Consider the following 14,992-nt stretch of genomic DNA (forward strand, 5'->3'; position numbering starts at 1 on the left):
CTCGCAAGAGGCGGTGCAGTACGGCCAGGTAGCTCAGTTGGTACGAGCGTCCGCCTGAAAAGCGGAAGGTCGCCGGTTCGACCCCGGCCCTGGCCACATAGCCTGACCAGGCACGATGCCCTCGAAGCAGCTCGCTTCGGGGGCATTTTCGTGCCGGTTGACGCCAACCGCACAGCGGACGGTCGGCCGCCGGAGCGATCGAGGTCCCGTGAGGGGCCGGAGAACGGGTGCCGCGGCAAGCACCGCGCACGAGCGCTGTCGGCCCAGGCGCCGGACTACTCTGAGGGTGTTGCCCGGCACATTCCAGGAGACACCCCTCATGAACCCGGAGCACTTCGCACTCCTCCAAGAAGCCCGACGGAGCCTGCCCGACGGGTTCAAGGTGGAAATCTCGGGCGACACCATCGTCATGATGGTCAGCCCCTCGGGGATCCACCAGCGAAACCTGCTGCTGGTCCGCCGCCAGTTCGACAGGTACGCCCCGGTCGATCTGCTGCCGAGCGAGAACACCGACCTGGTGTCACCCAACGTCGGCAAGAGCCGTAACCCGGACCTGACGTACCTTCCGAGCGAGGTGCTGGAGACGTCCGACAACCAGGTCCCGTCCGAGTTCGCCGCTGTCGCCGTCGAGCTCGTCTCCCCCTCGAACCCGGAGAACGACTGGGTGGGGAAGGTCCGCGACTACCCGTTGATGGGCATCCCGCTGTACCTGCTGGTCGACGCCAGGCAGAAGACCGTCACCCTGTTCAGCCGGCCCGACGGTACGAAGTACCACCGCCGCGAGGACATCGAGTTCGGTGAGACGCTGCACATCCCCGAGCCGTTCGGCTTCGACCTGATCACGAGCGACCTACTGCCGTACTGACCCACGCCTGCTCGCACTGCCCACCACCGGTTGACGCCAGCACTGACGCCAACCGGCTCGAACGGTGGCGCTCGACAATGGCCGTCCCTGGACAGCAGAAGCGTTCAAGCCGGGGCATCCCGACGCCCCGGCTTGGCCTGAAAAGCGGAAGGTCGCCGGTTCGATCCCCGGCCCTGGCCACAACCGGGAAGCCCCCGTAGCGAATTCGCTACGGGGGCCTCGTCGTGCCCGCCGAGCTGGCCGCGATCGCGGTCGAGCCGGTCTCGCCCTCCGACCCCGAGAACGACTGGGTCGGGAAGCTGCGCGACCATCCGCTGACGGCCATCCCGCTGCACCTCCTGATCGACGCCCGGGAGAAGACCGTCACCCTCTTCAGCAGGCCGGACGCCCCCCGGGTACCACCGGCGTGAGGACGTCGCGTACGGCGAGACGCCGCCGCCACCGGTTCCCGCTGGAGGGGGAGGGGGTTCCGCCCGTGGGACGATCCGGCGGGGTGGAGCGGCGCGGGACCGTGGGCGGTATGGGGACGACACGGGACACGGGCTGGAACCGGGTGGCGCTGGGCGCGGGGTACGCGGCGGCGGGGTGGGCGGTGACCTTCGCGCTGGTGCACTCGTACTGGCTGGCGGACGGGCGGCTGGGGCTGCCGGAAGGGCGGTCGGTCTGGAGCAGCACGCCGCTGCTGGTGATCGACGTGATCGCGATCCCGCTGTGCGCGGTGGCTGCGGCGGTGGCGCCGGCGCCGCTGCGGCGGTGGGGTGCGCGGGTGCCGGCCCGGCTCCTGGGCTTCGCGCTGTGGGGCACCACCGCGCTGCTGTTGCTGCACGCGGCGCCCTCCGTGCCGGACTGGATCGCGCTGGCCGGCGGCGGTCGCTCGGGTGCCGAGTCGGACGCGATGGCCCGGTTCGCGACCTTCGGCTACGAGCCGTTCTTCCTGGTCGGCGGCCTGCTGTTCGCGGTCGCCTCGCTCGGCCACCGGGCGCTCGGCCGGGCAGTCGCGCGGTGAGCCGGTCGGCCGGTCAGCCGGTCAGCTTCTCCGTGAGCCAGTCGGCGGTGGCGGGGAGCCAGTCCGGCACGGCGGTGCCGAGCAGGTGGTTGCCGTGCGGCACGAGCAGCAGTTCGGCGTCCGGGACGCGCTCGGCCAGGGCGGTGGCGGGGGTGACGCCCGGGATGCGGTCCTCGCCGCCCTCGACCACCAGCAGCGGGACGGTGATCCCCGGCGCGAGGGCGGTCAGGTCGACCCGGTCGGCGAAGGCGCGGGCCGCCGCGTACCCGCCGCAGCGCTGGGCCAGGGTCGCGGTGACGAACGGGACCAGGCCGTCCCAGTCCAGCCGGTACGGGCCGCTGACCACGGCGGCGGCGCACAGCCGCGGCTCGCGGGCGGCGGACTCGGCCGCGTAGTAGCCGCCCAGGCTGAGGCCGATCACGGCGGCCCGGGCGAGGTCCAGCCCCGGGCGGCCGGCCAGCGCGTCGAGGGCACGGCCGACCACCCGGTGGTACTCCGGCTCCGGCGCGCCGAAGGCGGCCAGCACGCCCTGTCCGGGCCCGTCGACGGCGAGCACCGCGACGCCCCGGGCGAGCAGCGCCTCGGCCACCGCGTGGAACTCCTCCTTGCCCGAGTCCATCCCCGGCACCACCACGACCACCGGGGCCGCTCCCCCGTCGGCCGCCGGGCGGCGCAGCCAGCCCGCGAAGCCCTCGCCCTCGACCCGCTCCGCTCCCGGGTCGAGCAGCGCCAGCGCCCGCCGCATCGCCTCGTCGGCCTCGGTCGCGGCCTCGGCCGCGGCGGCCCGGTCCGGGTGCGGGAGCAGCCCGGCGAAGTGGTACCAGCGGGCGGCGCTCCGGTACGCCTCACCGGCGGTGACGGCACGGCCCTCGGCGGCGGCCCGCTCCGCCGTCGCGGCGTACCGGCGGCCCGCGGCCCGGCAGGCGGCCGGCCAGTCGCGCGGCGAGGTCAGCGGGGCGGTCACCCGGGCGTACTCGTACGGGTCCAGACCGGCGCCGTGGGCGCGCGGGCGGTTCTCCTCGACGAAGGCGGTCAGCAGACCGGGGGTGTCGAGGAAGGAGAGGTCGGGCACGGCGGGGGTTCCCTTCGGGACAGCGGGACATCGGGACATTGGGTCGTCGGGTCGTCGGGTCGTCGGGTCGTCGGGTCATCGGGTTGTTCGCAGCCGGTGTCAGGCGAGGGTCAGCACGGCCTTGCCACGGATCCGGCGCTCGCGCAGGTCGGTGAGCACGGCGGCGGTCTCCGCCCAGGGCGCGACCCGGCCGAGCTCCGGGGTCAGCCGGCCCTCCCGGGTGAGGCGCACCAAGGTGGCCAGGTCGGCGCCGTCGGAGACGTCCGAGTCCGCGTAGTGGAAGTGCCGGACGACCGCCGACTCCGGGCCCTTGAAGAAGTCGAAGAAGTCGAGCGTGACGGGCGTCCGGGAGGCCTGGCCGAACCAGATCAGGGTGCCGCGCCGGGCCAGCCGGGCCAGCGCGACCGGCAGCGCGGCGCCGCCGGTGGACTCCAGCACCAGGTCGTACGGCCCGCGGGCCGCGCCCGGCTCGTGGACCACCTCGGCCGCCCCCAGCTCGACCAGCCGCCGGCCGCGCTCCGGGGAGGCGGTGACGGCGGTCAGCTCGGCCCCGGCCGCGGCGGCCAGTTCGGTGACGTAGTGCCCGACGCCCCCGGAGGCCCCGGTCAGCAGCACCCGCCGCCCGGCCAGCGGGCCCGCGGCCCGGAGCAGCCGCAGCGCGGTGAGGCCGGCCAGCGGCAGCGCGGCGGCCCGGACGGCGTCCAGGCCGTCGGGCAGTTCGGCGAGGGAGGACGTCGGGACGCACACGTACTCGGCCCATCCCCCGGCCGGCGGGTGCCCCACCACCCGGCGGCACGCCGCCGGCCCCGACCCGTCGGCGGCAGCCTGCACCACCAGCCCGGCCACGTCCTTGCCCGGCCGCCATCCGGCCCGGGGCGCCTCCAGCTGGAAGGTCTCGCCCCGGTTCACCGAGAACGCCTCCACCTTCACCAGCGCCTCCCCCGGCCCCGGCCGCGGCTGCTCCACCTCCGCGAACCGCACCGGCTCCACCGTCCGCCCCGTCGCCACCAGCGCCTTCATCCCCGCTCCTTCGTCGGCCACCCCCACACCTCACCCCGCGCCGCACCGGCCGGTCCAACAACCGGTGGGGGCCGACGACAACCAAGGGTTGTGCTGCGGGGGGGGTGCGGGGTGACGCGGGGAGCGGTACGGCAGCCCGGCGAGGGCGGACGTGCCGGCGGGCACGGCGCCGCGGCGCGAAGCGGCGAGGAGTCGCAGCCCGGGCACGGCTCCGGCGGGGCGGCGCCCCACCGGAGGCCCCCGGCTAGGGTGCCCGGGTGGATCTGGATCTGGCGCAGGTGCGGGCGTTCGTCGTCGCCGCCGAGGAGTCGCACTTCGGGCGGGCGGCCGGGCGGTTGGGGATCAGCCAGCAGGGGCTGTCGAAGCGGGTGGCCCGGCTGGAGGCGGTGCTGGGGGTGCGGCTGCTGGAGCGGGACGCGCGCGGGGTGGGGCTGACCGGGGCCGGGCGGCGGTTCCTGGAGCCGGCCCGGCGGGTGCTGGCGCAGGGGGAGCGGGCGGTGGCCGCCGTGGGGTGCGCCGCGCGACCGCTGCGGATCGACGTGTGGGGGCACCTGTACGCCCCGATGCGTACGCTCGCGCAGGCGGTGGACGCCGCGCCGGGGTTGCAGGTGGAGCCGGCGCCCGGCCGGGACCTGCCGTCCGTCGCGGCGGCCGTGCTGCGCGGGGAGTCGGACGCCGGCTTCGGACGGGTGCACCGACTCTCCTCGGGAGACGGCGAGTTGACGCACCGACTGGTCCGGCTCGAGCCGGTGGACGCGCTGCTGAGCACCGACCATCCGCTGGCCGGCCGGGACGTCCTGCGCCCGGACGACCTGCGGGGCGGTGTGCTGCGCTACCCGGCGGCGGTGGACCGGCTGGACTTCCTCACCCGCTTCGCCGCCCGGTTCGGGATCTCCCGCCGGGTCGGCTCGACCAACCTGGGCCTGGAGCACTTCGTGGACCAGGTCCGCGCCGACCCGGACTGCTTCTCCCTCGTCCCCGCCGACGGCCCGCTCCCCGCCCGCCCGGGCGTCCGCACCGTCCCGCTGGTGGACCCGACCCCGCTCTACGCCTGGTCGCTCCTCTGGCGCACCGGCCCGGACACCGACCCGCACCCCCGGCTCGACGACCTGCTGAGGGCGTTCACCACCGAGGCGGCCCGCAACCGCTGGCTGGAGTACGACCCGGCCCGCGACTGGCTCCCGGACGCCGACCAGGCCGCGCTCAACCCGTGACGGCCGCCCCGGCCCCCCGCCCCGACGGTCCTGCCACCCCCGACGGCCCCGCCGCCCCCGAAGGCCTCCGGCTCAGGAGGTCCGTAGCCACTGGTCGAAGCTGCGCACCACCGACCCGTCGGCCGCGTAGTAGGTGACGGTCCCCGGGTCCGTGCCCGGCTTCGCGATGACGGAGAAGTAGCGGAACGGGGAGTCCCCGACCGCGACCGGCACCGCCTCGGTGGTGCCACCGCTCTTCCAGGCGATCACGACCTTCGCGACCGCGGCCTCGACCCCCTGGATCACCACCGGCGGGACGCCCGACTCGTCGTGGACGCCGAGCGACGCCCCGCCGACGGCGGCCGGGAACCCGCCCGGGGCGGAGGCCGCGTGCAGGGAGTCGTCCTTCTGCCGCTTGCCGTCCACGGTGTAGTAGTAGTTCACCCAGTCGAGGCGCGTGTCCCAGTTGTCGTCGATGTCCTTCTGGCTGACCGGCTTCACCTTCGGGTCGGCCTGGTGGCGCTCCGCCTGGATCAGCCGGGCCTGCCGGGCGTAGTCCCCCTTGTCGGGGGTGGTCGGCCACAGCGCGGCCCAGGCCTGCCAGGCGTGGCCGTTCGCCGTGCCCTCGGCGACCTTGACCCGCACGGGGTTGAACGGGTCCCGGGCGGCAGCGGTCGCGCTCGGTGCGGTGGACGGGCCGGCGGCCGCCACCACCACGGTCGGGTCGGCGGTACGGCCGCGTTCGCCGAGCACCGCCGTCCCGCCGGCGACGCCCGCGACCAGCGCGGCCGCCACCGCGGCGGTCAGCAGCCGCCGGCGCCGCAGCCGCCGCCGGCCCCCGGCGACCAGCCGGTCGTACGGGGCCGCTCCGGCGTCGACGCTCCCGGCCAGTTCGCCCAGGGCCCGTACGGTGGCCGGCTCGTCGCCGTCCACCGCCTCCCCGAACCGGAACTCGTTGCTCATCTTGTCCCTCCGATGCTCGTCAGTCCGATGAGTGAGGAGGCGCCCCGGAGCTTGGCCAGGCCTCTGGCCGCCTGGCTCTTCACCGTCCCGACCGAGCAGCCCATCGCCGCCGCGGTCTGGGTCTCGCTGAGGTCCTCCCAGTACCGCAGCACCACGGCCTGGCGCTGGCGCGGCGGCAGGTCGCCGAGCGCGGCGAGCAGCACGGCCCGGTCGTCCGGGTCGGCGCCGTCCGGCGCGGGGCGGTCCGGGAACGCGGTGACCGGGTACTCGACCAGCCGCCGGCGGAACTTCCTGGCGTGCTCGTTGATCACGATCCGGCGCACGTAGGCGTACGGGTCGTCCGCCGCGCGCACCCGGTTCCAGGCCGCGTACGCCCGTTCCAGCGCCTGCTGGACCAGGTCCTCGGCACCGTGCCGGTCCCCCGCGAGCAGGTACGCCGTCCTGAACAGCCGTGACCACGCACCGCCGACGAACGTCCGGAACTCCTCGTCCCGGGCGGTCTTGTGGGCTCCCATGAGCACCTCCTCACACCCCCGGAGCCCAGGACGGCCGCGGACCGTTGCCCGTCGTTCGCGATTCGCCGCCGACGGCTGTGACACTGGAGGGGCTCGAAAACCGAGGTGCGCTCCGCCGTGCCTCCTTGCGAACCTAGAGGGATGCCCGCAGTGAGTTCTCCCGCAGTCCAGTCCGCCACCGTACCCGCCGAGGGGCCCGGGATCGGGGAGCTGGCCGCCCGTCTGCCCGAGCTGACCCTGCGCGACCAGGTGCGGATCGGTCGCCGGCTGGAGGGGGCCCGTCGGGTCCGCAAGCCGGAGGCCCGGCAGAAGATCGCCGACGAGATCGCCGCCGACATCGCCCGCGCCGAGCTGCTGGTCGAGCGGCGCCGCGGCGCGGTCCCGGCGATCAGCTATCCCGCCGAGCTGCCGGTCAGCCAGAAGAAGGACGAGATCCTGGCGGCGATCCGGGACCACCAGGTGGTGATCGTCGCGGGTGAGACCGGCTCCGGCAAGACCACCCAGATCCCGAAGATCTGCCTGGAGCTCGGCCGCGGCGTGCGCGGTCTGGTCGGCCACACCCAGCCGCGCCGGATCGCCGCCCGCACGGTGGCCGAGCGGGTCGCGGAGGAGCTGGACAGCCCGCTCGGCGAGGCGGTCGGCTGGAAGGTCCGGTTCACCGACCAGGTCGGCCAGGACACCCTGGTCAAGCTGATGACGGACGGCATCCTGCTCGCGGAGATCCAGACCGACCGCGACCTGCACCAGTACGACACCCTGATCATCGACGAGGCGCACGAACGCAGCCTCAACATCGACTTCATCCTCGGCTACGTCAAGCAGCTGCTCCCCCGCCGCCCGGACCTCAAGGTCGTGATCACCTCCGCGACCATCGACCCGGAGCGCTTCGCCCGGCACTTCGGCGACGCCCCGATCGTCGAGGTCTCCGGCCGCACCTACCCCGTGGAGGTCCGGTACCGGCCGATCGTCGAGGACGGCGCCGACGAGGCCGACGAGGCCGACCGCGACCGGGACCAGGTCCAGGCGATCTGCGACGCCGCCGAGGAGCTCCAGGCCGAGGGCCCGGGCGACATCCTGGTCTTCCTCTCCGGCGAGCGCGAGATCCGCGACACCGCGGACGCCCTCGGCCGGCTGAAACTGAAGAACACCGAGGTCCTGCCGCTGTACGCCCGGCTCAGCTCGGCCGAGCAGCACAGGGTCTTCCAGCGCTCCCGCAGCCGCCGGATCGTGCTGGCCACCAACGTGGCCGAGACCTCGCTGACCGTCCCCGGCATCAAGTACGTGATCGACCCGGGCACCGCCCGGATCTCCCGCTACAGCCACCGCACCAAGGTGCAGCGGCTGCCGATCGAGGCGATCAGCCAGGCCAGCGCCAACCAGCGCAAGGGCCGCTGCGGCCGCACGTCGGACGGCATCTGCATCCGGCTCTACTCGGAGGAGGACTTCCTCTCCCGCCCCGAGTTCACCGACGCCGAGATCCTGCGCACCAACCTGGCCTCGGTGATCCTCCAGATGACCGCGGCCGGCCTCGGCGACATCGCCGCCTTCCCGTTCCTGGACCCGCCGGACTCGCGCAACATCAAGGACGGCGTCCACCTGCTGCACGAGCTGGGCGCGCTCGACCCGGACGAGAAGGACCCGCGCAAGCGCCTGACCCAGCTGGGCCGCAAGCTCGCCCAGCTCCCGGTGGACCCGCGGATGGCCCGCATGGTGCTGGAGGCGGACCGCAACGGCTGCGTCCGCGACGTCATGGTGATCGCCGCCGCGCTCTCCATCCAGGACCCGCGCGAGCGCCCGGCCGAGAAGCGCCAGGCCGCCGACGACCGGCACCGCCGGTTCAACTCGGAGACCTCCGACTTCCTCTCCTACCTGGCGATGTGGCGCTACGTCCGCGAGCAGCAGAAGGAGCTCTCCTCCTCGGCCTTCCGCCGGATGTGCAAGGCGGAGTTCCTCAACTACCTGCGGATACGGGAGTGGCAGGACATCTACACCCAGCTGCGCACCGTCGCCAAGCAGTTGGGCGTGACGATCGAGGAGCCGCACCCCGACGCCGAGCCGGACGCCGACCGGATCCACCAGTCCCTGCTGGCCGGTCTGCTCTCCCACATCGGCCTGTTCGACGTGGAGAAGCGCGAGTACGGCGGCGCGCGCGGCGCCCGCTTCGCGGTCTTCCCCGGCTCCGGCCTGTTCAAGAAGCCGCCGCGCTGGGTGATGTCGGCCGAGCTGGTGGAGACCTCCCGGCTCTGGGCCCGGATCAACGCCAAGATCGAGCCGGAGTGGGTCGAGCCGCTGGCCGGCCACCTGATCAAGCGCAGCTACAGCGAGCCGCACTGGGAGAAGAAGGCCGGCGCCGTCATGGCGTACGAGAAGGTGACCCTCTACGGGATGCCGGTCGTCGCCCAGCGCAAGGTCAACTACGGCCGGATCGACCCGGAGCTCTGTCGCGAGCTGTTCATCCGCAACGCCCTGGTCGAGGGCGACTGGGAGACCCACCACCGGTTCTTCGCGGAGAACCGCAGGCTGCTCGGCGAGGTCGAGGAGCTGGAGAACCGGGCCCGTCGCCGGGACATCCTGGTGGACGACCAGACCCTGTTCGAGTTCTACGACGCCCGGCTGCCCGACGACGTCGTCTCCACCCGGCACTTCGACTCCTGGTGGAAGAAGGCCCGGCACGACCAGCCGGACCTGCTGAACTTCGAGAAGTCGATGCTGATCAACGACGCCGCGGACGGCGTCACCGAGGCCGACTACCCGGACCACTGGCAGCAGGGCAAGCTCCGCTTCAAGCTGACCTACCAGTTCGAGCCGGGCAGCGACGCGGACGGCGTGACCGTGCACATCCCGCTGCCGGTGCTCAACCAGGTCACCTCGGAGGGCTTCGACTGGCAGATCCCCGGTCTGCGGGAGGAGCTGGTCACCGCGTACATCAAGTCGCTGCCGAAGGCGATCCGGCGCAACTTCGTCCCGGCGCCGGACTTCGCCAAGGCGGCGCTGCGCGCGGTGAAGGACCGCCAGGAGCCCCTGCTCCCGGCCCTGGAGCACGCCCTGAAGCGCCTGACGGCGGTCACCGTGCCCCCGGAGGCCTGGGACGACGAGCGGGTCCCCGAGCACCTCAAGGTGACCTTCCGGGTGGTGGACGGGCGCCGCCGGCTCGCCGAGTCCAAGGACCTGGAGGAGCTGCGGCTGAAGCTCAAGCCCAAGCTCAACGAGACGCTCTCCTCGGCCGCCTCCGGCCAGGGCATCGAGCAGACCGGGCTGACCGCCTGGCCGGCCTCGCTGCCGGTGCTCCAGCGCACCTTCGAGCAGCGCTCGCGCGGCCACTCGATGCGCGCCTACCCGGCCCTGGTGGACGAGGGCCAGTCGGTCGGCGTCCGGCTGTTCGACACCCCGGAGGCGCAGGCCCAGGCGATGTGGGAGGGCACCCGGCGGCTGCTGATGCTGACCACCACGTCCCCGGCCAAGTCGATCCAGGGCCGGCTGGGCAACCAGGCGAAGCTGGCGCTCTCGCACAGCCCGCACGGCTCGATCGGCGCCCTGTTCGAGGACGTCGTGTCGGCCGCGACGGACCGGCTGATGGCCCTGAACGGCGGCCCGGCCTGGGACGAGGCGGCCTTCGGCAAGCTGCACGACAAGGTGCGCGCGGACCTGTACGACCTGTCCGCGGACACCACGCTGAAGACGGCCACCGCGCTGATCGCCTTCCACAAGGCGTCGACCCGGCTGAAGTCGGTGAGCAGCCCGGTGCTGCTGAACGCGGTGAACGACGTCCGGCTGCACCTGGCCTCGCTGGTGCACCCGGGCTTCGTGACGGCCACCGGCTGGCAGCGGCTGCCGGACCTCAAGCGCTACCTGCTGGCGGTGGACCGCCGCCTGGAGGCGCTGCCCAACCACCCGCAGCGGGACGCCCAGCAGCTGCTGAAGGTGCAGCAGGTGCAGCAGGCGTACGGGGAGCTGCTGGCGGCGGTGCCGGCCGGGCGGCAGCCGTCCGCGGAGGTGCGGGCGATCCGCTGGATGATCGAGGAGCTGCGGGTCAGCTTCTTCGCCCAGTCGCTGGGCACGCCGAGCCCGGTGTCGGAGAAGCGGATCATGAAGGCGATGGAGGCGGCGCGGGCGACGCTCTGACCCGGGTGCGGCCGTGACCGGCCCGGGCGGCGCCGTGAGCTGCGGGTGGGCCTTCAGGAGTCAGTTCGACCTGGGGGCCCACCATGGGCTACAGTCTGTCTTGTTCGCAGCGCGGCAAGCGAGTGAACGAGATCAGGAAACCCTGGTCCCGTGGAGCAGTTGGTTAGCTCGCCACCCTGTCAAGGTGGAGGTCGCGGGTTCAAGTCCCGTCGGGATCGCCGCAGCGCGAGAGGCCCGGAACCGTCAGGTTCCGGGCCTCTCGCTTTTGACCGTTCGGCCCTTTAGCCCGGCCAGGTCTGGACCACAAGTGACAGATCGTGTGACGGGCGTCACGCACCCCCCTCCGGAACCGGCACCGTGAAACCCCCTCCGGAACCCCGCTAATTTAATATGTAAAATTGTACAGCTATTCACTGTAAATCCCCCCCACCCCACGCGCATCAAATCGTTATCCGGAGTTCAACATTCCGACCACTCGGCCGGCCCGGAACACCCTCGGGCGGGCACGACAAAGGGGCCGCTTACCGGACCCGGCGGAGTCCGGTAAGCGGCCCCTTTAAAGAGCCTTTGGCCTATCAGGCCTCAGTGCGCTGGGCGGGAATCCCGGCCAGCAGAGCGCGCACCTCCGCCTCACGGTAACGGCGGTGACCTCCGAGCGTGCGGATCGACGTCAGCTTGCCTGCCTTGGCCCAGCGGGTGACCGTCTTCGGGTCCACGCGGAACATGGTGGCAACCTCTGCCGGCGTCAGCAGCGGCTCAGCATCAGGGGTACGAGCGGTCATGAGCGGCCTCCTCGGGAGAACCGAACCAGGGCGGTTCTATCCTTCAAATTCTGCACCTTGGCCCGCGATGCCCGAAATGGCATAGACGGGCCGAGTCGGTTATAGGACGAACGGCTTGTCCTGGTGTCTACAACTACACCATCCGTCCAGCCCTATCGACCAAACCGCCAAAATTGACCCCTCACGGGTTCAAGGCCGACGGATGGCGATGGACCACCCCATAACGGACAGTCACAAAGCCATGACATCCGGTTACGAGGGGACCAGACCCTCCGTTTCCCCGCAAAGCACGCATCGACTCCAGAACCACCCAAAAGTGGGCACGCTCACGTGAAGTTGGGCTGGTTGTCCCATTTTTGCACATAGGGGTAAGTTCGCGTCAACGGTGAGTAGTGTCACGTTCGACAGCTATTGACCCGAACCAGGACCTTGGTCATCGGACGCGCGGTCCTTAGGACTCTTACAGTCATACACGCGGGGTCGGACGTCAGTTCGCGTGCCGCAGCGCCAGCACCCGGCGCCACCGCAGCGTCAGCTCCCCGTACACCCGCAGCGCCTCGGCGGTGTCCCCCGCCCGCAGCGCGCGCAACCCCTCCTCCAGCTCCCCCGCCGAACGGTCCGCCAACAACCGCTCCGGGCCCAGCAGATGCACCAGGCCCCCGTAGTCCAGTTCCACCAGCGAGCGCGGATGGAACTCCTCCAGCCAGCGCCCGACCCGCTCCGCCCCCCGCACCAGCTCCCCTTCCGGCACCGCCTCGCGCAGCGCCCGGAAGGCCCGCGCCACCCGCCGGCGCGCCTGCGCCATCGGCACCAGGTAGAACAGCGCCGCCGGCCGGTCCCGTTGTTCCTCCCCCTCCTCCCGCGGCTCCCCGCCCGGTACGAAGCAGCGGTCCTCGTCCCCGAACGGCAGGAACCAGCGCACCGGCACCTCCCACCGGCTGGTCACGATCCACGGCCGGGCGTCCGGGTGCTCGGCCCGCCAGCGCTCCCGGTCCGCCTCGGCGGCCGCCCGGGTCACCGGCGGCAGCGCGGTGTCCAGCAGCGCCACCGGCAGCCCGGCCCGCAGCTCCTCCAGCGCCTGCCAGCTGCGCAGCCTGGTCGCCCACGGGCAGACGTACAGTACGCCGTCCACCACCCGCAGGTACGCCCGCCCGCTCTCCCGCTCGGGCAGCGCCCGGGGGGTGCGGGCGGCCAGTCCGGCGAGCGCCTCCCGCTGCTCCTCCAGCACCGCCGCCGCCACCGCCCGGCCCGGCTCCGCGGCGTCCGGCCCGTGCTCCGCCGCGTAGGCCTGCCAGTGCGCCCGCTCGGGCTCCGGGTAGGCGGCCAGCGGCTCGTAGACCCGCAGGTGGGCGGCGTAGGGCGGCTGTACGGACGTACGCACGACGGTCACGTTCTGCATGGTCGCACGGGTCGCGCGGCCCCGGGAGAGCGCGCCCCGGAACGGTTCGCGCCCGTACCCCGCGCCCCGTTCCATCTCACTCCTCGGACGACCGGCCCCAGGTCGGACAAGACGGCCGATCGGCGGCGCGCACGCGGCTACGCTTCGCCTTAGGCGCCCGCACCACAGCAGCGGGCCTTCATTACTGGAGTCACCACAGTGACCGACGTACAGACCCCCGCCACGCACCCCGCACCCGGCGTGCTCAGCAGGATCTTCCGTACCGAACAGGACGGCGCCCCCGGCGACGGTCACGAGCAGGTCGTCCTCTGCCACGACCGCAGCTCGGGTCTGAAGGCGATCATCGCCATCCACTCGACCGCCCTGGGCCCGGCCCTCGGCGGCACCCGCTTCTTCCCGTACGCCTCCGAGGAGGCGGCGCTGGAGGACGCGCTGAACCTGTCCCGCGGAATGTCCTACAAGAACGCGCTGGCCGGACTGGACCTCGGCGGCGGCAAGGCCGTCATCATCGGCGACCCGAACAAGGACAAGAACGAGGCGATGCTCCGGGCCTACGGCCGCTTCGTCGAGTCCCTGCGCGGCCGCTACATCACCGCCTGCGACGTGGGCACCTACGTCCAGGACATGGACGTCGTCGCCCGCGAGACCGAGTTCGTGACCGGCCGCTCGCCCGAGCACGGCGGCGCCGGCGACTCGTCCATCCTGACCGCCTTCGGCGTCTTCCAGGGCATGCGCGCCACCGCCCAGGCCCGCTGGGGCCAGCCGACCCTGCGCGGCAAGCGGGTCGGCGTCGCCGGTGTCGGCAAGGTCGGCCACTACCTGGTCGGCCACCTGGTCGCGGACGGCGCCACCGTCGTCGTCACCGACCCCTTCGAGGCCGCGGTCAACCGCGTCCGCGCGGCCCACCCCGAGGTGGAGGTGGTGGCCGACACCACCGCCCTGCTCCAGGCCGAGCTGGACGTCTACGCCCCCTGCGCCCTCGGCGGCGCGCTGACCGACTCCGTGGTCGCCGCGCTGGGCCAGTTCGGCACCTCGATCGTCTGCGGCGCGGCCAACAACCAGCTGGCCCACGCCGGCGTCGAGAAGGACCTGGCCGACCGCGGCATCCTCTACGCGCCGGACTACCTGGTGAACTCCGGCGGCGTCATCCAGGTCGCCGACGAGATCGAGGGCTTCAACTTCGAGCGGGCCAAGAACAAGGCCACGAAGATCTTCGACACCACCCTGGAGATCTTCACCCGGGCGACCGCCGACGGCGTCCCGCCGGCGGTCGCCGCGGACCGCCTGGCCGAGAAGCGGATGCGCGAGATCAGCGCCCTGCGCACGGTGCTGCTGCCCGGCGCCCGCCGCTCCTGATCGGGCCGGTACCCGACCCCGCGACGCGCGGGGGGCCGTCCCCACGGCCCCTCGCGCATCACGATGTGGAACCGGATTCTCACTTCTGCGCCCGATCGGGTGATCCAAAGCCCCCCTTGGGGGGATAATCGGTCCTGGAACGACGGACCCGAACCACCTCCGGACAGCGTGCAAACCGCCGCAAAACCTCCCCTGACCTGGGAAGACCTGGTCTCGGGTGCAGTCGGTACGCGCCACGTCACACTGACGACGTACCGTCCAGCGGCGGAAACAGGTACCGTTAATGCTCCAAGGGACGGTCCTCCCATTCGGGCAGGCCGCTCCTGATCATGAACACGTGTCAGACTCGGGGCCGTGAGCCCCATCGTTGAGGGGGTCGACCCATGGGGCGCGGCCGGGCCAAGGCCAAGCAGACGAAGGTCGCCCGCGAGCTGAAGTACAACAGCGGCGGGTTCGACGCTAACCGTCTGTCCAACGAGCTGGGCGTATCGCCGTCCACCGCTTCGATCGACCCCGAGCCGATCGAGGAGGAGGACGACGACGACCCGTACGCGGAGTACGCAGCCCGGTACGCCGACCTCGACGACGAGGACGACAACGAGCCGGGCACCGGGACGTCGCAGGCCTCCCGCCGCCGCTCGTAGCACAGCAGTCCCGCCGACCGGCCCGGCGCCCAGGGCGCCGGGCCGGTCTTCGGCG

At 72.7% G+C, this 14,992-nt stretch carries 13 protein-coding genes and 2 tRNA genes; 9 read left to right on the forward strand and 6 right to left on the reverse strand.

What is annotated here, in order from left to right; translation table 11 throughout:
• Window positions 1-22 precede the first annotated feature (22 nt).
• The 4 genes from ACZ7RU_RS33975 (at window position 23) to ACZ7RU_RS33990 (ending at window position 1,871) form a co-directional block, all read left to right on the forward strand.
• Window positions 23-96: transfer RNA gene (locus ACZ7RU_RS33975), tRNA-Phe, on the forward strand.
• Between the two features lie 223 nt (window positions 97-319).
• Window positions 320-865: a Uma2 family endonuclease gene (locus ACZ7RU_RS33980; RefSeq protein WP_470344838.1), complete on the forward strand. Its 546-nt coding sequence runs from the start codon at window positions 320-322 to the stop codon at window positions 863-865.
• Between the two features lie 224 nt (window positions 866-1,089).
• Window positions 1,090-1,275 (forward strand): hypothetical protein, encoded by a 186-nt coding sequence (locus ACZ7RU_RS33985; protein WP_470344839.1) that lies wholly within the window; start codon window positions 1,090-1,092, stop codon window positions 1,273-1,275.
• A gap of 110 nt (window positions 1,276-1,385) precedes the next feature.
• Window positions 1,386-1,871, forward strand: coding sequence for a DUF3995 domain-containing protein (locus ACZ7RU_RS33990; protein WP_470344840.1), 486 nt, complete (start codon window positions 1,386-1,388; stop codon window positions 1,869-1,871).
• A 13-nt stretch (window positions 1,872-1,884) separates the two neighbouring features.
• On the opposite strand, the gene ACZ7RU_RS33995 is transcribed toward ACZ7RU_RS33990, so the two are convergent.
• Window positions 1,885-2,943 (reverse strand): alpha/beta hydrolase family protein, encoded by a 1,059-nt coding sequence (locus tag ACZ7RU_RS33995; RefSeq protein WP_470344841.1) that lies wholly within the window; start codon window positions 2,941-2,943, stop codon window positions 1,885-1,887.
• 99 nt (window positions 2,944-3,042) lie between these two features.
• The gene (locus ACZ7RU_RS34000) at window positions 3,043-3,963 is read right to left on the reverse strand and encodes a zinc-binding dehydrogenase (protein ID WP_470344842.1); all 921 of its coding nucleotides are present in this window, start codon (window positions 3,961-3,963) and stop codon (window positions 3,043-3,045) included.
• A 257-nt stretch (window positions 3,964-4,220) separates the two neighbouring features.
• Between ACZ7RU_RS34000 and ACZ7RU_RS34005 the strand changes: the two genes are divergently transcribed.
• Window positions 4,221-5,177 carry a LysR family transcriptional regulator gene (locus ACZ7RU_RS34005; protein ID WP_470344843.1) on the forward strand — a complete coding sequence of 319 codons (957 nt, stop codon included), beginning with the start codon at window positions 4,221-4,223 and terminating at the stop codon, window positions 5,175-5,177.
• A 72-nt stretch (window positions 5,178-5,249) separates the two neighbouring features.
• Here ACZ7RU_RS34005 and ACZ7RU_RS34010 read toward each other — a convergent pair whose 3' ends face one another.
• Both ACZ7RU_RS34010 and ACZ7RU_RS34015 read right to left on the reverse strand, forming a co-directional pair.
• Window positions 5,250-6,119 (reverse strand): hypothetical protein, encoded by an 870-nt coding sequence (locus ACZ7RU_RS34010; protein ID WP_470344844.1) that lies wholly within the window; start codon window positions 6,117-6,119, stop codon window positions 5,250-5,252.
• Window positions 6,116-6,634 carry a SigE family RNA polymerase sigma factor gene (locus ACZ7RU_RS34015; RefSeq protein WP_470344845.1) on the reverse strand — a complete coding sequence of 173 codons (519 nt, stop codon included), beginning with the start codon at window positions 6,632-6,634 and terminating at the stop codon, window positions 6,116-6,118. The genes ACZ7RU_RS34010 and ACZ7RU_RS34015 overlap by 4 nt, the downstream gene beginning before the upstream one ends.
• 141 nt (window positions 6,635-6,775) lie before the next feature.
• Between ACZ7RU_RS34015 and hrpA the strand changes: the two genes are divergently transcribed.
• On the forward strand, window positions 6,776-10,756 hold the full coding sequence (gene hrpA / locus ACZ7RU_RS34020; RefSeq protein WP_470344846.1) for an ATP-dependent RNA helicase HrpA: 3,981 nt from the start codon (window positions 6,776-6,778) through the stop codon (window positions 10,754-10,756).
• 144 nt (window positions 10,757-10,900) lie between these two features.
• A tRNA-Asp gene (locus tag ACZ7RU_RS34025) sits at window positions 10,901-10,974 on the forward strand.
• Between the two features lie 357 nt (window positions 10,975-11,331).
• Here ACZ7RU_RS34025 and bldC read toward each other — a convergent pair.
• Together bldC and ACZ7RU_RS34035 are read right to left on the reverse strand one after the other, a co-directional pair.
• Window positions 11,332-11,538: a developmental transcriptional regulator BldC gene (gene bldC, locus ACZ7RU_RS34030; RefSeq protein ID WP_014137253.1), complete on the reverse strand. Its 207-nt coding sequence runs from the start codon at window positions 11,536-11,538 to the stop codon at window positions 11,332-11,334.
• A 487-nt stretch (window positions 11,539-12,025) separates the two neighbouring features.
• Window positions 12,026-13,012, reverse strand: coding sequence for a DUF8083 family protein (locus ACZ7RU_RS34035; RefSeq protein WP_470344847.1), 987 nt, complete (start codon window positions 13,010-13,012; stop codon window positions 12,026-12,028).
• 123 nt (window positions 13,013-13,135) lie between these two features.
• Between ACZ7RU_RS34035 and ACZ7RU_RS34040 the strand changes: the two genes are divergently transcribed.
• Together ACZ7RU_RS34040 and ACZ7RU_RS34045 are read left to right on the forward strand one after the other, a co-directional pair.
• Window positions 13,136-14,293 carry a Glu/Leu/Phe/Val dehydrogenase dimerization domain-containing protein gene (locus ACZ7RU_RS34040; RefSeq protein WP_470344848.1) on the forward strand — a complete coding sequence of 386 codons (1,158 nt, stop codon included), beginning with the start codon at window positions 13,136-13,138 and terminating at the stop codon, window positions 14,291-14,293.
• A 383-nt stretch (window positions 14,294-14,676) separates the two neighbouring features.
• Window positions 14,677-14,937, forward strand: coding sequence for a DUF3073 domain-containing protein (locus ACZ7RU_RS34045; protein ID WP_387759032.1), 261 nt, complete (start codon window positions 14,677-14,679; stop codon window positions 14,935-14,937).
• Window positions 14,938-14,992: the final 55 nt, after the last annotated feature.

The sequence above is a fragment of the Kitasatospora sp. NPDC114501 genome (genome assembly GCF_055633695.1).

What these genes read in the sequence shown, in the direction of transcription:
- ACZ7RU_RS33980 (WP_470344838.1), top strand. Translation starts at nt 320, where the DNA reads ATGAACCCGGAGCACTTCGCACTCCTCCAAGAAGCCCGACGGAGCCTG.
- ACZ7RU_RS33990 (WP_470344840.1), top strand. Translation starts at nt 1,386, where the DNA reads ATGGGGACGACACGGGACACGGGCTGGAACCGGGTGGCGCTGGGCGCG.
- ACZ7RU_RS34000 (WP_470344842.1), bottom strand. Translation starts at nt 3,963, where the DNA reads ATGAAGGCGCTGGTGGCGACGGGGCGGACGGTGGAGCCGGTGCGGTTC.
- ACZ7RU_RS34010 (WP_470344844.1), bottom strand. Translation starts at nt 6,119, where the DNA reads ATGAGCAACGAGTTCCGGTTCGGGGAGGCGGTGGACGGCGACGAGCCG.
- ACZ7RU_RS34015 (WP_470344845.1), bottom strand. Translation starts at nt 6,634, where the DNA reads ATGGGAGCCCACAAGACCGCCCGGGACGAGGAGTTCCGGACGTTCGTC.
- hrpA (WP_470344846.1), top strand. Translation starts at nt 6,776, where the DNA reads ATGCCCGCAGTGAGTTCTCCCGCAGTCCAGTCCGCCACCGTACCCGCC.
- bldC (WP_014137253.1), bottom strand. Translation starts at nt 11,538, where the DNA reads ATGACCGCTCGTACCCCTGATGCTGAGCCGCTGCTGACGCCGGCAGAG.
- ACZ7RU_RS34035 (WP_470344847.1), bottom strand. Translation starts at nt 13,012, where the DNA reads ATGGAACGGGGCGCGGGGTACGGGCGCGAACCGTTCCGGGGCGCGCTC.
- ACZ7RU_RS34045 (WP_387759032.1), top strand. Translation starts at nt 14,677, where the DNA reads ATGGGGCGCGGCCGGGCCAAGGCCAAGCAGACGAAGGTCGCCCGCGAG.